21 protein-coding genes are annotated in these 17,780 nt (G+C 65.5%); 8 read left to right on the top strand and 13 right to left on the bottom strand.

What is annotated here, in order from left to right; translation table 11 throughout:
- Window positions 1-269: 269 nt before the first annotated feature.
- From BIV01_RS14140 to BIV01_RS14095, 10 genes are all read right to left on the bottom strand, one after another.
- Entirely contained in the window at window positions 270-1,241 is a 972-nt protein-coding gene (locus BIV01_RS14140) for a hypothetical protein (protein WP_139199398.1), read from the bottom strand.
- A gap of 63 nt (window positions 1,242-1,304) precedes the next feature.
- On the bottom strand, window positions 1,305-1,550 hold the full coding sequence (locus BIV01_RS14135; RefSeq protein WP_071303262.1) for an acyl carrier protein: 246 nt from the start codon (window positions 1,548-1,550) through the stop codon (window positions 1,305-1,307).
- 75 nt (window positions 1,551-1,625) lie between these two features.
- Window positions 1,626-2,642 carry a beta-ketoacyl-ACP synthase III gene (locus tag BIV01_RS14130; RefSeq protein WP_254791846.1) on the bottom strand — a complete coding sequence of 339 codons (1,017 nt, stop codon included), beginning with the start codon at window positions 2,640-2,642 and terminating at the stop codon, window positions 1,626-1,628.
- Between the two features lie 41 nt (window positions 2,643-2,683).
- Complete coding sequence (locus BIV01_RS14125) at window positions 2,684-3,655, bottom strand: AvrD family protein (protein WP_175473739.1); 972 nt, start codon at window positions 3,653-3,655, stop codon at window positions 2,684-2,686.
- Window positions 3,656-3,804: 149 nt separating this feature from the next.
- Window positions 3,805-4,623, bottom strand: coding sequence for an MBL fold metallo-hydrolase (locus tag BIV01_RS14120; RefSeq protein WP_071303260.1), 819 nt, complete (start codon window positions 4,621-4,623; stop codon window positions 3,805-3,807).
- A complete protein-coding gene (locus BIV01_RS14115; protein WP_071303570.1) occupies window positions 4,620-5,468 on the bottom strand; it encodes a helix-turn-helix transcriptional regulator in 849 nt (282 codons plus the stop codon). Before BIV01_RS14115 ends, BIV01_RS14120 begins: the two co-directional genes overlap by 4 nt.
- A 43-nt stretch (window positions 5,469-5,511) precedes the next feature.
- The gene (locus BIV01_RS14110) at window positions 5,512-6,156 is read right to left on the bottom strand and encodes a thioesterase II family protein (RefSeq protein WP_175473738.1); all 645 of its coding nucleotides are present in this window, start codon (window positions 6,154-6,156) and stop codon (window positions 5,512-5,514) included.
- A gap of 8 nt (window positions 6,157-6,164) precedes the next feature.
- The gene (locus BIV01_RS14105) at window positions 6,165-7,637 is read right to left on the bottom strand and encodes an MFS transporter (RefSeq protein WP_071303258.1); all 1,473 of its coding nucleotides are present in this window, start codon (window positions 7,635-7,637) and stop codon (window positions 6,165-6,167) included.
- Between the two features lie 40 nt (window positions 7,638-7,677).
- Entirely contained in the window at window positions 7,678-8,445 is a 768-nt protein-coding gene (locus BIV01_RS14100; protein ID WP_071303257.1) for an ATP/GTP-binding protein, read from the bottom strand.
- A 32-nt stretch (window positions 8,446-8,477) separates the two neighbouring features.
- A complete protein-coding gene (locus BIV01_RS14095; RefSeq protein WP_071303256.1) occupies window positions 8,478-9,062 on the bottom strand; it encodes an AAA family ATPase in 585 nt (194 codons plus the stop codon).
- A gap of 201 nt (window positions 9,063-9,263) precedes the next feature.
- Between BIV01_RS14095 and BIV01_RS14090 the strand changes: the two genes are divergently transcribed.
- The 4 genes from BIV01_RS14090 to BIV01_RS14075 all read left to right on the top strand — a co-directional run bounded on the left by BIV01_RS14090 (window position 9,264) and on the right by BIV01_RS14075 (window position 12,427).
- Window positions 9,264-10,211 (top strand): NADP-dependent oxidoreductase, encoded by a 948-nt coding sequence (locus BIV01_RS14090; RefSeq protein WP_071303255.1) that lies wholly within the window; start codon window positions 9,264-9,266, stop codon window positions 10,209-10,211.
- Window positions 10,208-10,879: an HAD family hydrolase gene (locus BIV01_RS14085; protein WP_071303254.1), complete on the top strand. Its 672-nt coding sequence runs from the start codon at window positions 10,208-10,210 to the stop codon at window positions 10,877-10,879. Before BIV01_RS14090 ends, BIV01_RS14085 begins: the two co-directional genes overlap by 4 nt.
- Window positions 10,880-11,300: 421 nt before the next feature.
- Entirely contained in the window at window positions 11,301-11,831 is a 531-nt protein-coding gene (locus tag BIV01_RS14080; RefSeq protein ID WP_071303253.1) for a hypothetical protein, read from the top strand.
- Window positions 11,832-11,980: 149 nt separating this feature from the next.
- Window positions 11,981-12,427, top strand: coding sequence for a hypothetical protein (locus tag BIV01_RS14075; RefSeq protein ID WP_139199394.1), 447 nt, complete (start codon window positions 11,981-11,983; stop codon window positions 12,425-12,427).
- Window positions 12,428-12,431: 4 nt separating this feature from the next.
- Here the strand turns inward: BIV01_RS14075 and BIV01_RS14070 are convergent, their stop codons facing one another.
- Window positions 12,432-13,640 carry a hypothetical protein gene (locus tag BIV01_RS14070; protein ID WP_071303251.1) on the bottom strand — a complete coding sequence of 403 codons (1,209 nt, stop codon included), beginning with the start codon at window positions 13,638-13,640 and terminating at the stop codon, window positions 12,432-12,434.
- 340 nt (window positions 13,641-13,980) lie between these two features.
- Here BIV01_RS14070 and BIV01_RS14065 point away from each other — a divergent pair, with 340 nt between their 5' ends.
- Window positions 13,981-14,334 (top strand): histone-like nucleoid-structuring protein Lsr2, encoded by a 354-nt coding sequence (locus tag BIV01_RS14065; protein WP_071303569.1) that lies wholly within the window; start codon window positions 13,981-13,983, stop codon window positions 14,332-14,334.
- 87 nt (window positions 14,335-14,421) lie between these two features.
- Here BIV01_RS14065 and BIV01_RS19435 read toward each other — a convergent pair whose 3' ends face one another.
- Both BIV01_RS19435 and BIV01_RS14060 read right to left on the bottom strand, forming a co-directional pair.
- A complete protein-coding gene (locus BIV01_RS19435) occupies window positions 14,422-14,931 on the bottom strand; it encodes a hypothetical protein (protein WP_139199393.1) in 510 nt (169 codons plus the stop codon).
- Between the two features lie 74 nt (window positions 14,932-15,005).
- Window positions 15,006-15,266 carry a hypothetical protein gene (locus BIV01_RS14060; protein ID WP_071303250.1) on the bottom strand — a complete coding sequence of 87 codons (261 nt, stop codon included), beginning with the start codon at window positions 15,264-15,266 and terminating at the stop codon, window positions 15,006-15,008.
- A 563-nt stretch (window positions 15,267-15,829) separates the two neighbouring features.
- Here BIV01_RS14060 and BIV01_RS14055 point away from each other — a divergent pair.
- From BIV01_RS14055 to BIV01_RS14045, 3 genes are read left to right on the top strand one after another with little or no spacing between them, the layout of a single operon-like run.
- Window positions 15,830-16,453: a hypothetical protein gene (locus BIV01_RS14055; protein WP_139199391.1), complete on the top strand. Its 624-nt coding sequence runs from the start codon at window positions 15,830-15,832 to the stop codon at window positions 16,451-16,453.
- On the top strand, window positions 16,446-17,480 hold the full coding sequence (locus BIV01_RS14050; protein ID WP_139199389.1) for a hypothetical protein: 1,035 nt from the start codon (window positions 16,446-16,448) through the stop codon (window positions 17,478-17,480). The genes BIV01_RS14055 and BIV01_RS14050 overlap by 8 nt, the downstream gene beginning before the upstream one ends.
- Before the next feature lie 59 nt (window positions 17,481-17,539).
- A complete protein-coding gene (locus BIV01_RS14045; protein ID WP_139199387.1) occupies window positions 17,540-17,755 on the top strand; it encodes a hypothetical protein in 216 nt (71 codons plus the stop codon).
- The last annotated feature ends 25 nt before the right edge of the window (window positions 17,756-17,780 follow it).

Below are 17,780 nucleotides of genomic sequence, written 5' to 3'. Positions count from 1 at the left end.
CGGAGCATGGTGCCGCTCGAGGTCGGCCCGCATAGCCGGGACAACCCGGATACGCTCTCCGATTCGATACCTTCGTTATGGAGCGCCGAGGGGCCGCTGGCCGGAGGCCGGTGACATCGTTCTCGTCGACGGTAATCATCGATAGGCGGCGGTGCTACTGACGGGCCGCGAGTAGCTGCGCATGCAGGTACTTCCGGCTGAAGCAGCCTGAAGGCAGCGAGCCGCGCCGGAGCTGCCGACCAACTCCGCAGACGCCCGCATGGGTCCTCCTAATCCACGCGAACGGCGGTCGGCTTAAGCGAGTTCAGCAGGTTTTCTGGTGTCAGCGGGAGCCGTTCGGATGGCTTGTCGACCGCGAACCATTCTTCGTGATGCGCTGCACCAGGAACGGCTCCACTTCCGATGGTGACGTTCAACGCGGCGCCAATGTTGAGGACAAAGCCGAGCGAGTTGTAGTCGTACTGGAAAACGTCGGCGTATGACATGTGCTGCCGGTCCGGGAAAGATGCACGATAGTGCGTGTTGTACTCCGGGTCGAAGTATCGAATCATGGCCGCTTCCGCGAGCGCGACACGTACTTCCGCTGACAGCGTCGGTGACATCGCCGCGACCCGTTCTGCGGCCGACTTCTTGTCCGTCCCAGCGTTCGGCACGATGGCCGTCAGCGTGCTGAGCTCGTCGAACACGAGAGGGAGCACCCAGATTTCGTAGTCAGGCGCGTGGTCAAAGTGGTCAGCGAGGATCTGCTGCAATGTGCTGTGCGCGGTGAGGCGCCGGCGGATGACTCCACCGTCGTCGTTGCTTTTGCCGACGTACAGCACCTCCAAATTGAGCAGATCGTCTTCGACGTGTGCAACGTCCAGCGCGTTACCTTCGACGGGGATCTCCTTCGAGTGCAGCAGCCTGCTTGGACGGTCGTCGAAGATGACGTCGTCGTCGACGCTGAGTGTGAGCCATTGCCCACCTTCTTCGGCGGTGAGTTCGAACGGTGGGTCGGTGCGGACGAAGGTCTGGACGACGGGGCCGTTCTGCGGCGTTTGCAGGCGAAGTTCTGTGTACCCGTCGTCCGCCGCACGGGCTGCGGTGAACGTCAATCGCGGCCGTCGGGCGACGATGTACAGCCGACTGTTGGCAACAACGTCGTCATCGACCCACTCTCGGAGTTCGCTTGGCGCGATCATGCGTGCTGCCGAGCAGCCGATCACTACAGCTTGTTCAATGGAGTCGTGGAACGACGGCATCCTGATCCTTGCTTTGTCGGTTGTACCGGGGACTGATTCGTGTCTCGGCGCGTGCGCCGAACGCTACGCGGAGACTCGATCGTGCAGGAGCGCCGTGAGCGTGATGAAGTCACCTGCTTCGACGACTTCTTCTTCGCCGAGCTGGACGCCGTACGTCTGCCCGACGATGGTCGCGATCTCGACCATCGACAGCGAGTCGAGGTCGAGTTCGTCGAAGGACTTGTCGACGCCGTCGAGGTGGGAAAGCTCCTCGACGCTTGTGCGGATGAGTTCGACGAGGTTCTCGGCGGACGGGATGGGTGCGGTCATGACAAGCCCTTTCTGGGCGGTTGCTTGAATAGTCCTGGTAGTGGGTGTGGAGCGCGACTTGACGGAACGCGGTGGTCAGATCAGGTCGATGACGGGCGCCTCGAGAGCGGGCCAGGTGAGCGTGCCGGCACCCCAGGTCGCACCACCGCCGAATGCGGTGAGCAGGACCCGCTCCCCAGGACGGATCTGCCCTGCGTGGGCGGCCAGGGCGAGGGGGATCGACGCCGCCGAGGTGTTTCCGACCCGGTCGAGGTGGATGACAGCGCGTTCGCTCGGTACTCCGATCGATGCGGCGACCATCGTCATGATCCGACGGTTCGCTTGGTGGGCGACAAGATGGTCAACGTCGTCCGCCTCCCATCCTGCGGTGTTGAGGGCTGTGCGGCAGGAGTCGGCCATCGCGGCCACAGCGGCCGCGAACACGGCTCGCCCCTGCATGGTGAACCATGCGGTCGGATCCGCTGTGTCGATGACCGGCTGTCGAGAGCCGCCGGCTTCGACCCGGATGAGGTCGACTCCTGTGCCGTCGGAGCCGAGCGTGAACGGGCCGAATCGTCCTGCGCCGCCGTCGCGGGCGGCGCCGAGGACGACTGCCCCGGCACCGTCGCCGAAGATCACGGCGTTCGCACGGTCGGTCGGGTTCACCAGGGTTGTGAAGGTGTCTGCGCCGATAAGGAGAACATGCTCCGCGGCGTGCGATTTGATCAACGCATCGGCTTGGGCCAGTCCGTACACGAACCCGGAGCACACTGCAGCGAGGTCGAACGCGGGGATCGTACCGAGACCGAGACGAGCTGCGACGTCGGGAGCCGTTGCCGGGCACCGGTAGTCGGGCGTCGACGTAGCGACGATGACCATGTCAACGGAGTCGAGTCCGGCGTTCTCCAGAGCCCGCCGACCGGCAGCGACCGCCAGGTCGCTGGTCGAGGTTCCCGGCTCGACCTTGTGTCGTGTGCTGATCCCGGTGCGGGATGTGATCCACTCGTCCGTGGTGTCGAGCGTCTTGGCGAGGTCGTCATTGGTGACGGCCCGGGACGGGAGCGCGCCACCAAGGCCCTGCAGCACGGTGGTTCGGAGCTTGGCGGCGGCCACCGGTCGTGCGGGCGTAGCACTCGCCATCACCTGGTCGACACTCATGCTGCACCGATGACGTGAGCGACTGAGCAGCTGACCTGCATGCCGGTGTCGAAGGTTCCAACGACATCGCAGAGACGCCACTCATGGCCGTCCTGCTGGAGCGTGCGGGATCGGTCGAGGTAGACCCGGGTGGCGGTTCGAACAGCTGAGTGCGGATGACCGGGAACGGTGATCAGGGTGCGTCGCATCCAGAGCGTCTCGCTGTCCGATCGGTCGATCTCGTCGAGCCGGTACAACAGAACCTGGCCGAGCTGCAGCGTAGTGACGAAGGCGTCGACCAGGTTGATCCCGGGCTGGAACGCGGCCTCGAAACCGCAGAGCTCGTCGGCGGGACGACGTCCGACGGCTGGGATCGTGACGCTGGCGCGCACGTTGTTCGGTGAGACTTCGACGTCCTCGACGAGCGGTGAGCGGCTCCGGTACACGCCGCAGTAGACCCCGTCTCCGGGGCGGTCCTCGACACGAGTGCTACCCGGGACAGGAGGAGTCGCGGTTGAACGGAGAACGACGATGCCGATCGTGAACCCGGCGACGTCGACAACGACGGGTATCTCAGCTCCTGCGGTTGCGGCCCCCCTGGGCGCATGCCCTTTCACTGGCAAGGCCGCGAGGTCGCCTTCGATGGGACGACGTGGTGCTCGGATGTCGACGCTCATGATCGAACACGCGGTCATCGCTTCGGCGTCGAGGTCTCGAGCGAGCAATTCGTAGGCGCTGGCGATGCCGAGAACGATCAGGTCGGTCGTGCTGAGGTGCGGGTTCTGTTCGTCGTCGCCCTTCCGCGACCATGCAGCGCCGGTCACGGCGTCTGCAGTGGCGGTGAGCCTCCAGGTGCCGGCGTCCTCGACGACATCGGCGTTGCGGAGCCTGGGATCGGTGAGGCGGTATCCGAGTCCGAAGAACCGGCCTGCTGCCGGTCCGAGGAGGTCCTCGATGGATTCGTGGCGTTCGATGGTGTCGGTTGTCACGGGTTCGGTCTCCTGTCGGTGGAGGAGGGACGTCTGCGAGAGCAACGATCCACCGCGTCGGACGGGTCGACCAGAGGCCACTTATGGTGGGAGCAGAACCACCAGTCACGGCACCGACGGGGCGCTTCTTCCAGGAGCGCCACTTTCGCTCAATCGACCGGATGCCACTGACGAGCGTCAACGCGTCCGAAGACGACATCTCCGAAGTGGTTCCCGTACGCGACAGCGCTCGTGCGCTGCAGCTCCTCGAGCAGGGCCGCTCGGGTCGCCACAGCTGCCGCGGGGTCGTGTTCGACGAACGCGTTGATGGTCGGGTCCGGGATCTGCAGCGTGCTGTGCAGCGCATCGCCGAACGCGATGAGGCAGTCGTGTCGGGATCCCACACGGACGCCGAGGTGGCCCGGGGTGTGCCCGGGGAGCGCCATGACGGTGACCCCCGGGGCTATCTGCTCGCCGCCGGCGGCGGGCTGCCAGCGATCGGAGAGGGTCGCTAACGGGCTTCGGTCAAGGTCGCCGCGCCCAGCGATGGTTGGGAGCTCGCGAAGCGTGGCGCCGAATCGGCTGTCGCTGCTCCACCATCCGGTGTGATCTTCGTGCAGATGGGTGATGACGACGTCGGTCGGGTCGGGTAAACCGAGCGCGCGCCACTGTTCCGGCAAGGTGCCACCCGTCATCGCGCCGATGGCCGGGTGCCCACGGCCTCCGGGAACGTGCACCGGCCCGAGCCCGGTGTCCACTGCGATGACGTGGTTGCCCGCCTCGATCACAAGCGACCCGACGGACGCGACGAGATACCCCTCAGAGTCCAAGAGCGGCTGCACTTCGGTGACCGGCCTCGGCGGTTCTGCAGAGCCATACCAGCCCGCTGGGTGCAACTGAATACGCCCATCGGGCACCGACGTGACCCGGACGTCGCCCACCACGATCGAGCGAGCGCGGCTCGGGCTGCGCCAGCGTCCGGAGGTCACCGGATCTGCTCCAGCACCGCATTCGTTGTCGGAGCCGTCGCCGGCGACGGTGAGTACAGGAACAGCATCAAGTCGTCGCCTCCGACGGTGGGTGTCAGCACCACCGTCTCGAAGGACATCCGTCCAAGCGGATGGTCGAACACGGTCGCGACGTGGGGTTCCTGACCGACAGAGTGCTGACCCCAGTGGCGGCGGAACTCGGTCGAACGCTCGGCGAGGTCGGTGGCGATCGATTCGAACGTCGGGTCGGTTGCGAATGCCGTCGCCTGACGTCTGAACTGCGAAACCATCATCCGTGCGGCGAGGTCTCGGTGTGGATAGTGCGCTGCGTACTCCTCATCGGTGAAGTACCGGATGAGGCAGTTGGTGCCGACCTGTGTCTGGAATGTCTTCGCTGCCAGCTCATTGGTGGCGAACACGTTCCAGTAGCGATCTGCTGCATAGGCCGGCATATCTTGGATGCTGGAGAGCGTCCGCTCGATCGAACCTTTGAGGTCGTCGGCCGCCGCGCGGCGTGACGCCGGCACTTTCCCTGTCAGCTCGTAGAAGTACTCCAGATCTGCTCCGTCGAGATGAAGCGCGTTCGCGATTGCGTCCACAACGACTGTGGAGACGCCGATGTCGCGCCCCTGTTCGAGCCACGTATACCAACTCACTCCGACGTTGGCCAGCACCGCCACTTCTTCGCGCCGCAGCCCCGGAGTGCGGCGACGGCCCGAGCGCGGCAACCCCACATCCTCCGGCTGCAGCGCCTCCCGTCGAGCGCGAAGAAACTCCCCGAGCCATGCGCGCCGCCCCTGCGCTTGCTCGGCTTCTGCTGCGAAGCCCGTCACGTCGTTCTGCATGTACACCCCCTGATGCGTACGAATTGTGTTGCGATGGGCAACTCTATTCGGCTCGGGCGATCGATACGAACACCTCGGAGAACTGCTCGTGCGCCGCCTGATGGAACAGGTGCGCTCCGTCGATGGCGTGTATCGCGAGCGTCTCACAACCCAGCTCGGACCAACGTTCCATGACATCGGGAGACACGACTTCGTCATCTCGGCCGCAGACGACATGCACGGCGATACCGATGGGGACTGGCCGCGGAGCGTACGCTCGGGCTCGGTCGATGCCGATCCGGATCCTCGATCCCCTGGCCCCCTCCGCGGCGTCGACACCGAGTCGGGTGCATACATCCTCGACAGGGGGGAACACACCCGGGGGCGCAGTCGCCCCGAGGACGAGCGCCGTGGGCATGGGGCCTCCGATCGCCGCAAGCTGACGGCACACTTCGAATGCGACGAGGCCACCCATGCTGTGGCCGTACAGCAGCGCTCCGGCGAGGGAGTCGTGCATCGCGTGAACCGACATCGCCGCGAGCATCTCGATGGTGGCCCACGTCGACCGCAGCGCAGCGCGCTCGAATCCGACCGCGGTGACCTGTTCGACGCCTGCGGCGGTCGCCGCCGCACGCACTCCCCTCGGAACGGCCGCCAAGCCGCCAGCGTGGTGGAAGTACAGCAGCGACCGCCCGGACGCGGTTCCCACTGAGCTGCTCAGCGACTGACCGCCGCGTCATCCGCGGTGACGGGCGAAGCCGGCGCGACCTCAGGTGTGGTGACACCCACCGACACCGGACGACCAGAGGCCGCCAGCGACACCAGCAGGCCGACCACCAAGCCGCCAGCGATGAGGAAGGTCGCGACGATGATCTGCCGCATTGGGTCAGCGCCAGCGATGGCGGACGCACCGAGGACGAGGAGGGCGAGGCCGACCGCTCCACCGACCTGCTGCCCCGCCGTCGCGATGCCCGACGCGGTGCCTTGATGCTCGGCAGCGACGCCGCTGGTCGCCAAGGTGAACATCGTGGTGAACACCACTCCCTGGGCAAGACTCAGCACGACGAGCGGCACGACGAGCACGTACGGGGACATGCCGGCGGCGAACCCGGCCGCGAGTGCCGCGGTCCCGACCGCACCGATCGCGAACGACACTGCGAGCACGGACCTCGGCGATGCGACGTTGCCGAGGCGTCCAGCGAGCGTCGCCCCGACGAGCACACATGCGGACGGGATGATGAACGCGATGCCGGTCGCCATCGGCGTGAAGTCGAGTTCCTGCTGCATGTAGATCGTCAGGAAGAACGGGATCGCACCGAACGTCGCCATGAACAAGAAGGTCACCCACGTTCCAACGCCAAGGTTCCCCGATCGGAACAGGCTCAGCGGCACGAGGGGGTCACGCGACGAACGCTGGATGAGGACGAACGCGACCAGGAACACCACGCCGATCACACCCGGCACGAAGGTCACCGGCGCCGCCCAACCTGCTTCCGGCGCCTGCACGAGCGCGAACACGACCGCGAGCACACCGACTGTTCCGGTGACCGCACCCGGCACGTCCAGACGCTGCGCGGCCGCTGCTGCGCTCCTTCGGTCCGCGGGCAGGAGCAGGAACGCGCCGACGATCGCGACGGCAGCCAACACGACGTTCACGGTGAAGACGGACTCCCAGCCGAGGCTGCCGGTCAGTACGCCGCCGAGAAGCGATCCGAGCACCATGCCGGTGCTGCCCGCGGCCGCCCAGATCGACATCGCGGTGTTCCTGGACCGGCCCTCGGGGAAGCTCGTGGTCACCAGTGACAGCGTCGCCGGCGACAAGAACGCTCCGCCGAGCCCCTGGAACGCGCGGGCGATGATCAGGACGAGCGGGTCGGTGGCGATCGCACCGACGAGCGAGGCGACGGCGTACAGCGCCAGTCCGATGACGAAGGCGCGACGCTTCCCGATGAGGTCCGCGAGCCGCCCGCCGAGCAGGAGGAAGCCGCCGAACGCGACTGCGTAGGCGCTCACCACCCATTGGAGTGCGGACTCGGAGAAGTGCAGCCCCTCCCCGATAACCGGCAGTGCCACGAAGACGATGTTGTAGTCGAGCGCGATGATGAGCTGCGCGAACGCGAGGAGCCCGAGCAGCAGCGCCGGGCTTGTCAGACGAGCACCGTTCCGGACGGCGTCTGCGGTTGTAAGCATGGGTTGACCCTTCGTGGCGAGTGCGATCTGGTGGGAGCGATCAGTAACGGAGCGCGTACTTCAGCTGCCGGCCGAAGGACTTCTTGCGCTGCGCTTCGTGGAACCGGGCGTCCTGCTCGAGGACGTCCGTTGCTGCCCGAACTCGGATTTGCGCCAACTCGATCGCCTCGTCGGTCGGAACGACCTGCGGCATGTCGAACAGCTCGATGATTCGGTCCACCCGTTCCGGGATCGGACCGCCGACGACGTGGTAGGGGATCTCGAGCTCCTGCAGCGCCTCGATGAGCAAGTCGTCCGAGAGCCGACGGAACGGTTCGGAGACCGGGCGGTGACCGTCGGGGTGCATGTCGAACTCGACCGGCAGGTGCACGTACGCGTCGTACAGGCGCTTCGCTCGCGCCCGAGTCACATCACCGAGCGTGTCGGTGTAGCGCTGGTAGAAGTGCTTCACCGGCAGGCCAGTGATCTGCTTCACCGCCTGGAACCACTTCGGCGCTCCTGGGTTGATCCCGACGCGCATGCGCGCTTCGAAATAGACCCATTCGTGGAACACTCCACCGTCGGAGATGAACGGGCCGGGTCCGGACTCGTTCTGGACCCGTTCCTCGAATCGTCGCAACCCGAGCTTGATGAGTTCCATCGCGTTGAGGTCCATCACGGTCTTGCCGGGGATGAGGTCGATGAGAATCTCGCGTGAGGTCTTCGCGTGGGTGCGCGGCAGGCCGGTTGCGATCGACAGCGCTTCCGTTGTGGTGCTTTTCCCAGTCGAGTACGTTCCGGAGATGGCGAGCTTGAGGTTCTCTTGCATGGGATTTTCCGATCAGTGCAGTTGGGTAGGGGCTATGCGGCGGCTGGGACAGCCAGAAGCGCGCCGAGCTGGTCGAGTCGTTCGGCGACCGTGCCAGTGACGGTGTGGAGGTGCAGCCCGGCGAGGCTGGTCTCCTCGGCGAGGTACTGCTCCGACGACCTGCGGAAGGCTTCGGACACGGGCGGCGTCCGCTCCGACATCTCGAACTCGATGGGTACGTGCACCACAGCGTCGTAGCGTCCAGCGAGTGACGTCCGAATAGCACGTCGGGTGGGTTCGAGGAGCCCGTTGATGAGACCGCGACCAGCAACCGTGGGCTGCGGCGACGCGGCGGGGTCGGTGCCGTGCAGGAGCAGTGTCTTGGTGAAGACCCAGTCGTGCACCAGTGACCCGTCGGAGACCCAGTGCTCGCCCTGCTCGGACGCGCTCCGCTCCATGAGCCGACGCACCGTCAGCTCGACGAGCTGCGCTGGGCTGCACGCAGTCGCCGCCTTGCTGATGCCGAACGGGTTCTGCATCGCGGGAAGCGCGTCGAGACGGAGGCCGAACCGCTCGGCGGCCGCTCTGGCGAGTGTGGTCTTTCCCGAGCCGTAGGCGCCGATGATCGCGAGTCGCATGCTGCTCCTGGTGTTGAGGTCGGTTCGTGATGCGGCCGACCCCATCGTCGATCCGCACTGCGATGCTCGACGAACGTCGCCGAGGTCAACAGGGCTGCGTTATCCGGGGTGTGCCACCACCCGGCTGGCTCAGCGGGGGACAGGACCGGCTGGTGGTGAGAGCACCTGGTTCCCAGTCCGCACCGCCGGTTGGATGGACGTATGAAGCTCGTCGGCACCACATCTTTTGGCGGACCAGAGGTCCTCGAACTGCACGAGGTCCCCTGCCCGGACCCCGGGCCCGACGAGGTGCGCATCCGCGTCCATGGCGCCGCAGTGAATCCGACGGACTTGGCGTTCCGGGAGGGGTTCTACCGCTCGGTCCTCAGTGACCGGACTCCCCCGTTCGCCCCTGGGATGGACGCGGCCGGCACCATCGACGCGGTCGGTTCCGCGGTCACCGGGTGGTCGGTGGGAGACCGCGTCATGGCGGTGGTCGATGCGCCGCTCGTGTCGGGCGCATACGCGGAGTTCATCGTCGTCCCCGCGTTGTCGGTCGCTCCGTGCCCGGAGCGGCTGAGCCTGCATGAAGCGGCCGCCGTACCGATGAACGCCCTCACGGCAAGACTCGCATTGGACTCGTTGCCGCAGTTGTGGCACGGCACGCTTGCTGTCACTGGCGCTGCCGGCGCTGCGGGCGGGTTCACGGTCCAGCTTGCCAAGCATGAGGGCTTCACGGTCATCGCCGACGCGCGAGGTGAAGACGTCGAACTGGTGAAGGCGCTCGGCGCCGACTACGTGGTTCCCCGCGGCGACGAGTTTGCGGCGGAGGTTCGAGCGCTCGTCCCTCAGGGTGTGGACGCCGTCGTCGACGCAGCGGTGCAGACGACCGCAGTGTTCCCAGCGATCCGCGATGGCGGCCACTTCGTGCCCCTGAGGGGTTGGGCCGACACGCTTCCCCGCGGCATCGTCGCGCATCCGATCATGGTGTCCGCCTACACACGGGAATCCGAGAAGCTACGGCACATCTCTGAACTCATCGACTCCGGCGTGCTCACCGCTCGGATCGCCGACGTCCTGCCAGCTGACCGGGCACACGACGCGCATGTCAGAGTCGGCCTCGGCGGAGTCCGCGGGCGTATCGTTCTGGACTTCGCAGCACTCACGTGAGCGTTTCGACTCTGCGGAGAGCTGCGTTCTTCGACGTTGACGGCACGCTCACACGGACGACCACAATGTTCGACCTGGTTCACTTCGACGCTGCTGAACGCGGGCAGCCTGCTGACGCGGTCCAATTCCTGCACGGGCTCCGTCGGATGCAGCTCGAGGACGGGGTGCCTCGCGCCACCGCCAATCGTCATTACTTCGCCTGGTGGCAGGGGCGCAGCCCCGACGCTCTGAGAGGGTTGATCGCACGCTGGCTGGCCGCCCGTCCCGCCAGCTACTTCCACGCCGCCGTGCTCGCGAAGTTGCACATGCACCGGGTGCGCGGTGATGCCATCGTTCTGGTCAGCGGATCAGTTCCAGCACTGTTGGTCGCTCTCGCCGATGAGCTTGGCGCCGACCACGTTCTGGCGACAAACATGCTCGTCGATTGTGGAGTGTTCACCGGGGCGATCGACGGACCAATGATCGAGGATCGAAAGACTGACGCTGTCCACAAACTTGCCGCTGACTGCGGGTTGGATCTCGCTGGCTCGTCGGCATACGGAGACCACACGTCGGACGTCCCGTTCTTGGAGTTGACCGGCGACCCGGTGATCTGCAGCACGCCTGGAACCGCTGAGTGGAAGGTTGCCGAGAACCGAGGGTGGGACCGCGTTCTGCTCGACGGTTGAAAGTTCAGCTCGCCGACCGCGCGATGTAGTGCCCACCCGTCGATCGGTGCACAGACGGCACGAATACGTCCGTCATTTGCCTTGTCGGAGGCGAACGCCCCCTCGCAAACCACCCTTCAGAGACCACCATCATCTCCTTGAGACACCGAACGTCCAACGAGTGGCGACAACGGTCATCTTGGTGGCGGAACGCGTCCGGAGGGAAGCTGCGGGAAGGTGCTCATGCCCGTCGCCGCGGCTCCCCTCTACGACCCGACGATGGCCGCTCGCGACGCGACGCTCTCGAGAGGAGGGCAAGCGACACCCCGCCAACGCCTGCGTGAAACCGCAAGCGCAACGAACCCCCAATGTGAGGGCTACTCGCTCGCACCTGGCTGAAACTAAACTCAGGGGCACAGCAACTTGAAAGGTTTCTCGCACCATGCGCAAGCTCGCCCTCCTGTCTCTTCCCGCCGTTCTCGTTGTCGGACTGCTCGCCGGCTGCAGCGGCACCGGCACCTCGTCCGCCGGCACCGTTTCCGACGAAACGCCCACCCCCGTCGCCACGAAGACCCAAGCTGCGGCAGCAGCGGCGCCGAAGTTCGGTCAGACGTACACGTTCAGTAACGGGTTGAAGCTCAACCTCTCCGCTCCGGAAACCTTCACCCCGAGCGAATACGCCGCGGGTAAGGCCGCGAACAACGTGAAGTTCACGGTCACCGTTGTCAACGGGACGAAGGAGACGCTCACTCCGGCTCTTCTGTCGTTCACAGCGACTGCAGCCGGTCAGGCCGGCCAATCCATCGAGGACACCGAGCAGAACGTGTCCTCGTTCCCGCAGGCCAGCTCGGTTGCGGTCGGCGCCACGACGTCCTGGACCACCGGCTTCGGTTTCGCGGGCGCCACTGACGACCTGACGATCGAGGTCAACCCGAACGACTTCACCTCGAAGGCCGTGACCTTCACGAAGTGATACTGCCGAGGTAAGCGAACGGCCCCGCGTGTTTGCCCTCGGGGCCGTTCGTTGTCACGGCATCCGTCCAAATGTGGATTTCGGGTTTCGGTACCAGTTGCGAGCAACATGCCATGACGTTGTCGAGGGGAGACTTGGAGCACTCGATAGTGAACGAACTGGGAAACGCGCGGCTGTGGAAGTCGCGTCTGTCGAGCATGTGGACTGATGACGACGGTTCCGGGCTGCAGCTGATCGACACATCATTGCTCGCGTTACCGGCAGCGTCGGTGGCGGACGACTCAGAAGCGATGTCAACTCTCGAGCGGTGGATCCGGGGCGGCAGCCCGCAGCCGACGCTGCAGGCCGTCCCGTTGATCAATGTTGACGCCAGCCTGCAGGGCGTCGTGCGACTGGACGTCATCCTGCACTACCTCGAGGCCCCTAATACATTGTGGGACTCGGTTCCGTCATCGTGGGGCGCGGGAGGGCCACTGGCAGTTCGGCTGCGGGACGGTCGCTTGGTCCTCGTCGACGGGAACCATCGGTGGGTGGCGGCGCTGCTGACGGACCGGGAGTATTTGCTCATGCAGATACTTCCGGCTGCCGCGCGCTGAAGACTCAACTCGCGCGCTTTCGGCGCGAGAGGATCCTCGGACGCCTGCACGATGGCGAGCTCAGCGCCCCGATCTCCGTGATTCGTTCCGGCAACGAAGCGTCACTGTCGCTGTCGCGGCGACGTTTGACGACCTGGCGCTTCATCCAGGTTCGGATTGGCCGCGCCCGCTCTTCAAGTTCCTGAACTCGCCTCCCGACGGCTTCCGACGTCTGCTCGAGGTTGATTGCTTCGATCCCTGCCATGGCCGCGCGGAGTGTGCGGCGCGCCCGTGGAGTGCCGGGCGTGGGCTGCCTCACATGGAACCCGACCGACCCGAGAAGCAAGAGAAGAAGGACCACTCCGGCGCCGGCCCAGGCAGTCGGTGCGACAACGACCATGATGCCCGTCGTGAGTACAGCAGCGAGAAGGTACATGAACCCGGCGCCAGTACGCATCGCGATGATCTTCCCCGTATTGGTTTCTGTGAGGCTGCTCGCCGCGATGAGCGCGTACAGCGCCAGGGTCACCGCGCCGCCGAGGAACGCGATTCCCCCAGAACCCACAATGACCTCCCAGCGACGGGGCATGGCAGTGACGGCGACCGTGATCATCGAGACGACCGCCAGGCCAAAGGCTCTCCCGCCGATGATCAGCACGATCGTTCCCCCCGCGGCGAAATCCTCCGTCAGCGTCTCCCGACGTTGCGAAAGCGCAGCCTCCTGCTGCCGCGCCGTGATCATCTGCTGACGGAGATTCGGTACGACATACCGTCCGACCTCAATGCCGAGATACCAGCAGATGACTGTGGTCGGAACGATGACCACAAGGGACGGCACGTACTTCGGATCAGAGATCGCTGCGGAGACGCCGAATACGAACAGCACCATCGCGCTCACCGCGACCAGTACACCGAGCGCACCCGCACTCCGGCGAGCGTTGTCTCGATCAACACGCTTCTGGAAGCTGCTTTGGCCACCGATCGAGATGCCGTAAAGCACAAGCACGGCGGCAACGAAAGCCAGGAGCGTTGTCGCAGTGTCGTCATGAAGCGCGTCGCCCCATGTGGCCAGCCAGTCGAGCCGAAGTTCAGCGTCCTCGCCCCATCTCCCCCACGGAAGGCCAACCACGATGGACGCTTCGAGCATCACGCCGACGACGAAGGCCGCCGGGAATACATGAGCAGCGGTTCGTGGGATAAGGAGCGGCTCGGGCTCAGTCTTGAAGATCGACACACGCACGCCCTGAACCAGGATTGATCATCTCTCAAGGATAGTGGGCGGGGTTTCCCCGGTCCGATACCCCTTGCCCCACACAAGCAGCGAAGGCCTAACATCGCCGGGACTCGGTTGATTCTCGGACAGAACGCTGGCTCGGTATCGCCACCGGGAAACGCGTACACGGCCGCCGGATCGTGAAGCCGCTCTGCAGAAGGGGGCATCAAATCGATGCAGTGTCCCTGAGCCATCCCGCGTATTCGAGCTGCGGCACAGGGGCTGCCACCATCGTTCTGGAGTGGATTCGCCCGCTACCGTATGACACGCTGGAAGAAACCCCCACGTATTGGAGCAGCACATGGCGCAGAAGGTAACCACGCACCTCGTCGACGATCTCACCGGCGACATCATTGAGACCGGCAAGGGACGGACCGTTCAGTTCGCGTTCGACGGCAGCAGCTACGAGATCGACCTCACCGACGACAACGCCGACAACCTCCGTGAAGCGTTCTCGGATTACATCTCGGCCGCCCGGAAGGTCAGCGGCCGCGGTAGCCGCGGGACCACCTCCGCGGCTACTTCGAGCAAGGCGCGCAGCAACCCGGATGAGCTCGCGAAGATTCGGGAGTGGGCGGCCGCGAATGGTCACGAGGTCGCCGCTCGTGGTCGTATCAGTCAGCAGGTTCGTGACGCGTACGCCGCAGCGAACTGACTGCCGCAGCTACGCTCTCCTCTGAGCTCGCCACAACGAGCTTTCGACCGGGTCGCCGTCCCCCCACGGTGACCCGGTCGTTTCTGTTCAGGCCGCGAGGTATTCGCCGGTGTCACCGTCACGGCGCTGCGAACGGTCGCGGTTGCCCCATGCCGACCTGAGGCTCTTGCAGCGCTTGTCGGTCGCGCAGTCGGGGCAGTTGCTTGGGGTGTGGCTTGAGAGGTGGTTCATCGGTCGTTGGGTAAACGGACCGTGCCGTCGGCAGACGATGGTGACTGGTGTGTGCTGGTCGATGTACGTGACTTGCGTGTAGTCGTACCGGTCGCCGTGGAGTTCGATGGCTCGGGCGATGAAGTAGCTCCGTCGGACCGGAGAGCGGGCGTTCCGGCGCCCGGAGCAGTCCGGGCACCGCTGTCCACGTTTGTGCTCGTTGGGTTCCTGTCGGAAGTCACCGTGGTCGGGACAGCCGATTGTGACCTTCGTGTGCGCGTTGACGAACTCGGCTGGCACACGGGAGTAGTCGTATCGGCCCTCGTGTTTGGCGGCGGCTGCGCCGATGAATGCTTCGAGTCGGGTGGTACGAGACTGGGTTGCCATGGGAGGACGTCCTTTCGGTCGTCGTCTCTATGCGCGGACGCCAGCGGCTGGTGTGAGGTGTGAGACGGCTACGGTCAGCTGGTCTCGTGTTCGCGCATCCATTCGACGATGGCGGTCCGTTCCGTATGTCCGAGGTCGCGAAGGATTTGAACCCCTTCGGTGAGCGCGGCGATGAGCGGGACCGCGTCATCGAACTCGACAGTTGTGCAGCCGCCCGCCGGCCCGTTGATGGTGATCAGTCCGCCGCGGTCGATCGTGACGTCGATGTCGTCCATCACCGTGGCGATCATTGAGCCGTCACTTCGCTGCCCGCTGAACCAGGTCCGTTCCTGCATGGTTGCTCCTTCTGCGCTGCGGGGTGCAGCGCTGCGGGCTGTATGCGCGGAGGTCGGCCGTATGTGGGTGGTCCGGAAGCGCGGTATGCGAGGTCTCGATCACGACTGGGCTTACGATCTCACCGTCTTTTGCGGGAGGTACAGCTAGTGGGATAGGAGGGTATATGTACCTGCCGGGGATATACATCTACTACCTACACATAAGTAATAGTAGAGGTAAGTAAAGTAAGTAAGACCCCTCTCGTAACCCCTACTTCCTTGTCCTGGCGCGGATGTCACTGACTCGACGCGGGCACGTGATCGGCGAGCGGGCGGTAAGCAGAGCCCGCCGGTTCGCTCCCGGAGCGGAGCTGCTTGCTGCACTCTCCGCGATCCGAGCCTCCCCTGCGTTGGCCATTGCGTCGGGTGCTCGAACGCCGCACGGATAGCAGTCCGCGGCCCCTCAGCCAGACCTCATCGAAACGGTCCTCGACAGATCGCTTGACGTTCCTTACTATGAACACCAATCGGGCGCACCGTAGGCCCGTGCAGTCGCGAGCAAGCGCTGAGGGAGATCGGAAGCGATGGACGGCGAGACAGGTGACGGCTGGAATGGCCACGATCAGGGACGTAGTAGCGGCGTGGCCCGGATTCCGTTCGCGTACCTTCGGGACGGTATCCCCACGGACCTGCGCGCGCTGTACGCAAAGGTGCAAGACGGGCAAGCGCTCATCCCGGGTCTGAAAATGGGGCTCGGTGCCCTCACCGTCCAACGGTGGGACCCGACGTACGCCGCTGGCGGCTGGACTTTCTACGGAGCGGATTTGACGCTCGATCAGGGCCGCCCGTTCGGGTCGATGTTCTACCGCAACGACGCCGACGAGCGAGTGCTCCGCGTCGGGGTGAAGTGGCATCCGCCGGTGCAGCAGCTGGAGTTCCCGGCCCTGCACCCGTCGAAGCCGGAGCTCGCGTCCGACTGCACGGTCGAGGAGGTCGCTGCGGTGGTGTTGGATGCGCGGAGTCGAATCGGGACTCTTGTCGCAGTCAACGCGCAAATCGGGTCGTTCGTCGCCACCGAGGAGTCCGAGAACGCCATCCTCGACGCATCCGGGCTGGGGCTTGAGCGGCTCTCTGAGGACGACCCACGGTTGAACGGACGTGGTTCGTGTCGGCCGTCGGGGCCGGACGGTGGCGGCGCTGATGGGTGACCGGCAGTGGGTGCAGGACATTCGGCATCACCAGCGGATCCTCTCGTTGCCATTTGGCCTCGGGTGGACGATCGACATCACCCAGACGCTGGTGGCGCTCGCGGCTGCGGGGATGCCCGCGAAGGTGGAGGCGTTCGACCGGCTCCGGTTCGACGACGGCCGGTCCGGGTTCCTGTCCACCCCGAACCCGACCGCGACGATCAACGACGACGGCACGCCAGCCGAACGGACCGAGGACCTCATCGTCCTGCCCGGCGGGTCCGAAGGCGGTGTCCTGTCGCTGGCACGCCGGTACCCGGACCTGGTGGTCGTGAACGGAAAACGGCAACGCGTCTGGGCCAACGGCAAGCAGGTGTACGGGTCGTCGATGGAACGCGACGCGACACCAGGCTGGCGGAACGTGTTCGCCGTCGCCCGTACGGTCACGATGCACGGTGGCGGCACCGTCGACATCGCAGCCCGTACCGGGCTGTCGGTCGAGCAGGTTGCGGAGGCGCTTCGGAGGCTGGGCGATCACGTCGTGTCGACCGAGCGCGGGTGGGAAGCGCCCGACCTCGGCAACTTCGTCGATTGGACGCTCGCCGCGTACCCGGGTCCGGGCGGGGTCCGCACCTCATGGCGACGCGACGACACCATCGACGACCAGGCAGACCAGCTCATCGGGCTTGGTGGGTTGATGTCGGACCGGTGGGCGGCGCAGCAGGCCGGTGTCCTCGTCCCACCGAACCGGCTTACCGCGTTCTTCGCCCATCACCCCGACATGGCTTCGCTCGGCTACGAGCCCGCCACCGCGAACGACGCGACCGTTACCGTCGTCATCCCGCAAGACACCACCATCCTCACCGCCACCGACCTGGGGTGCTGCACGAACGACTTCGTCACGGCGCACGTCATCTATGCCGACAGCTACGACGACGCGAACACGGACGCGGTCAACGGGCTCCGGCAGCTGCTGCACTTCCAAGCAGACCTTGCCCGAGACCTCCGCTGGCACCCCGACAGCGACGCCCCGGGCGGGGCCCGCTGATGTTGCAGCTGCTGTCGCTGACGTTGGCGTACGACGACGTCCGGTTCTTCGGGTCCGTCTTGTTCACCGACACCGACCACCCCGACCAAGCGCCGCCGACCGTCTTCATCGACCATGCCGATGAACCGCCCTGGTTCCGGCTGACCAACGTTGACCCAGCGGCGCAGGACCCGACGACCCCGGCGATGGTCGAAGCGGACCGGATCATGCAGTTCATCCTCCGCTACACGCCCGACCGCATCGGCCGAACAGCGGCCGACTTCCCGCAACCCTGACCGCCCCGCCCGTCTTGGAGGTACC

Source organism: Curtobacterium sp. MCBA15_013, assembly GCF_001865095.1.
Lineage (GTDB): Bacteria > Actinomycetota > Actinomycetes > Actinomycetales > Microbacteriaceae > Curtobacterium.
The sequence above is the reverse complement of the archived record's forward strand: the minus strand, read 5'-3'. Positions and strand labels throughout refer to the sequence as shown.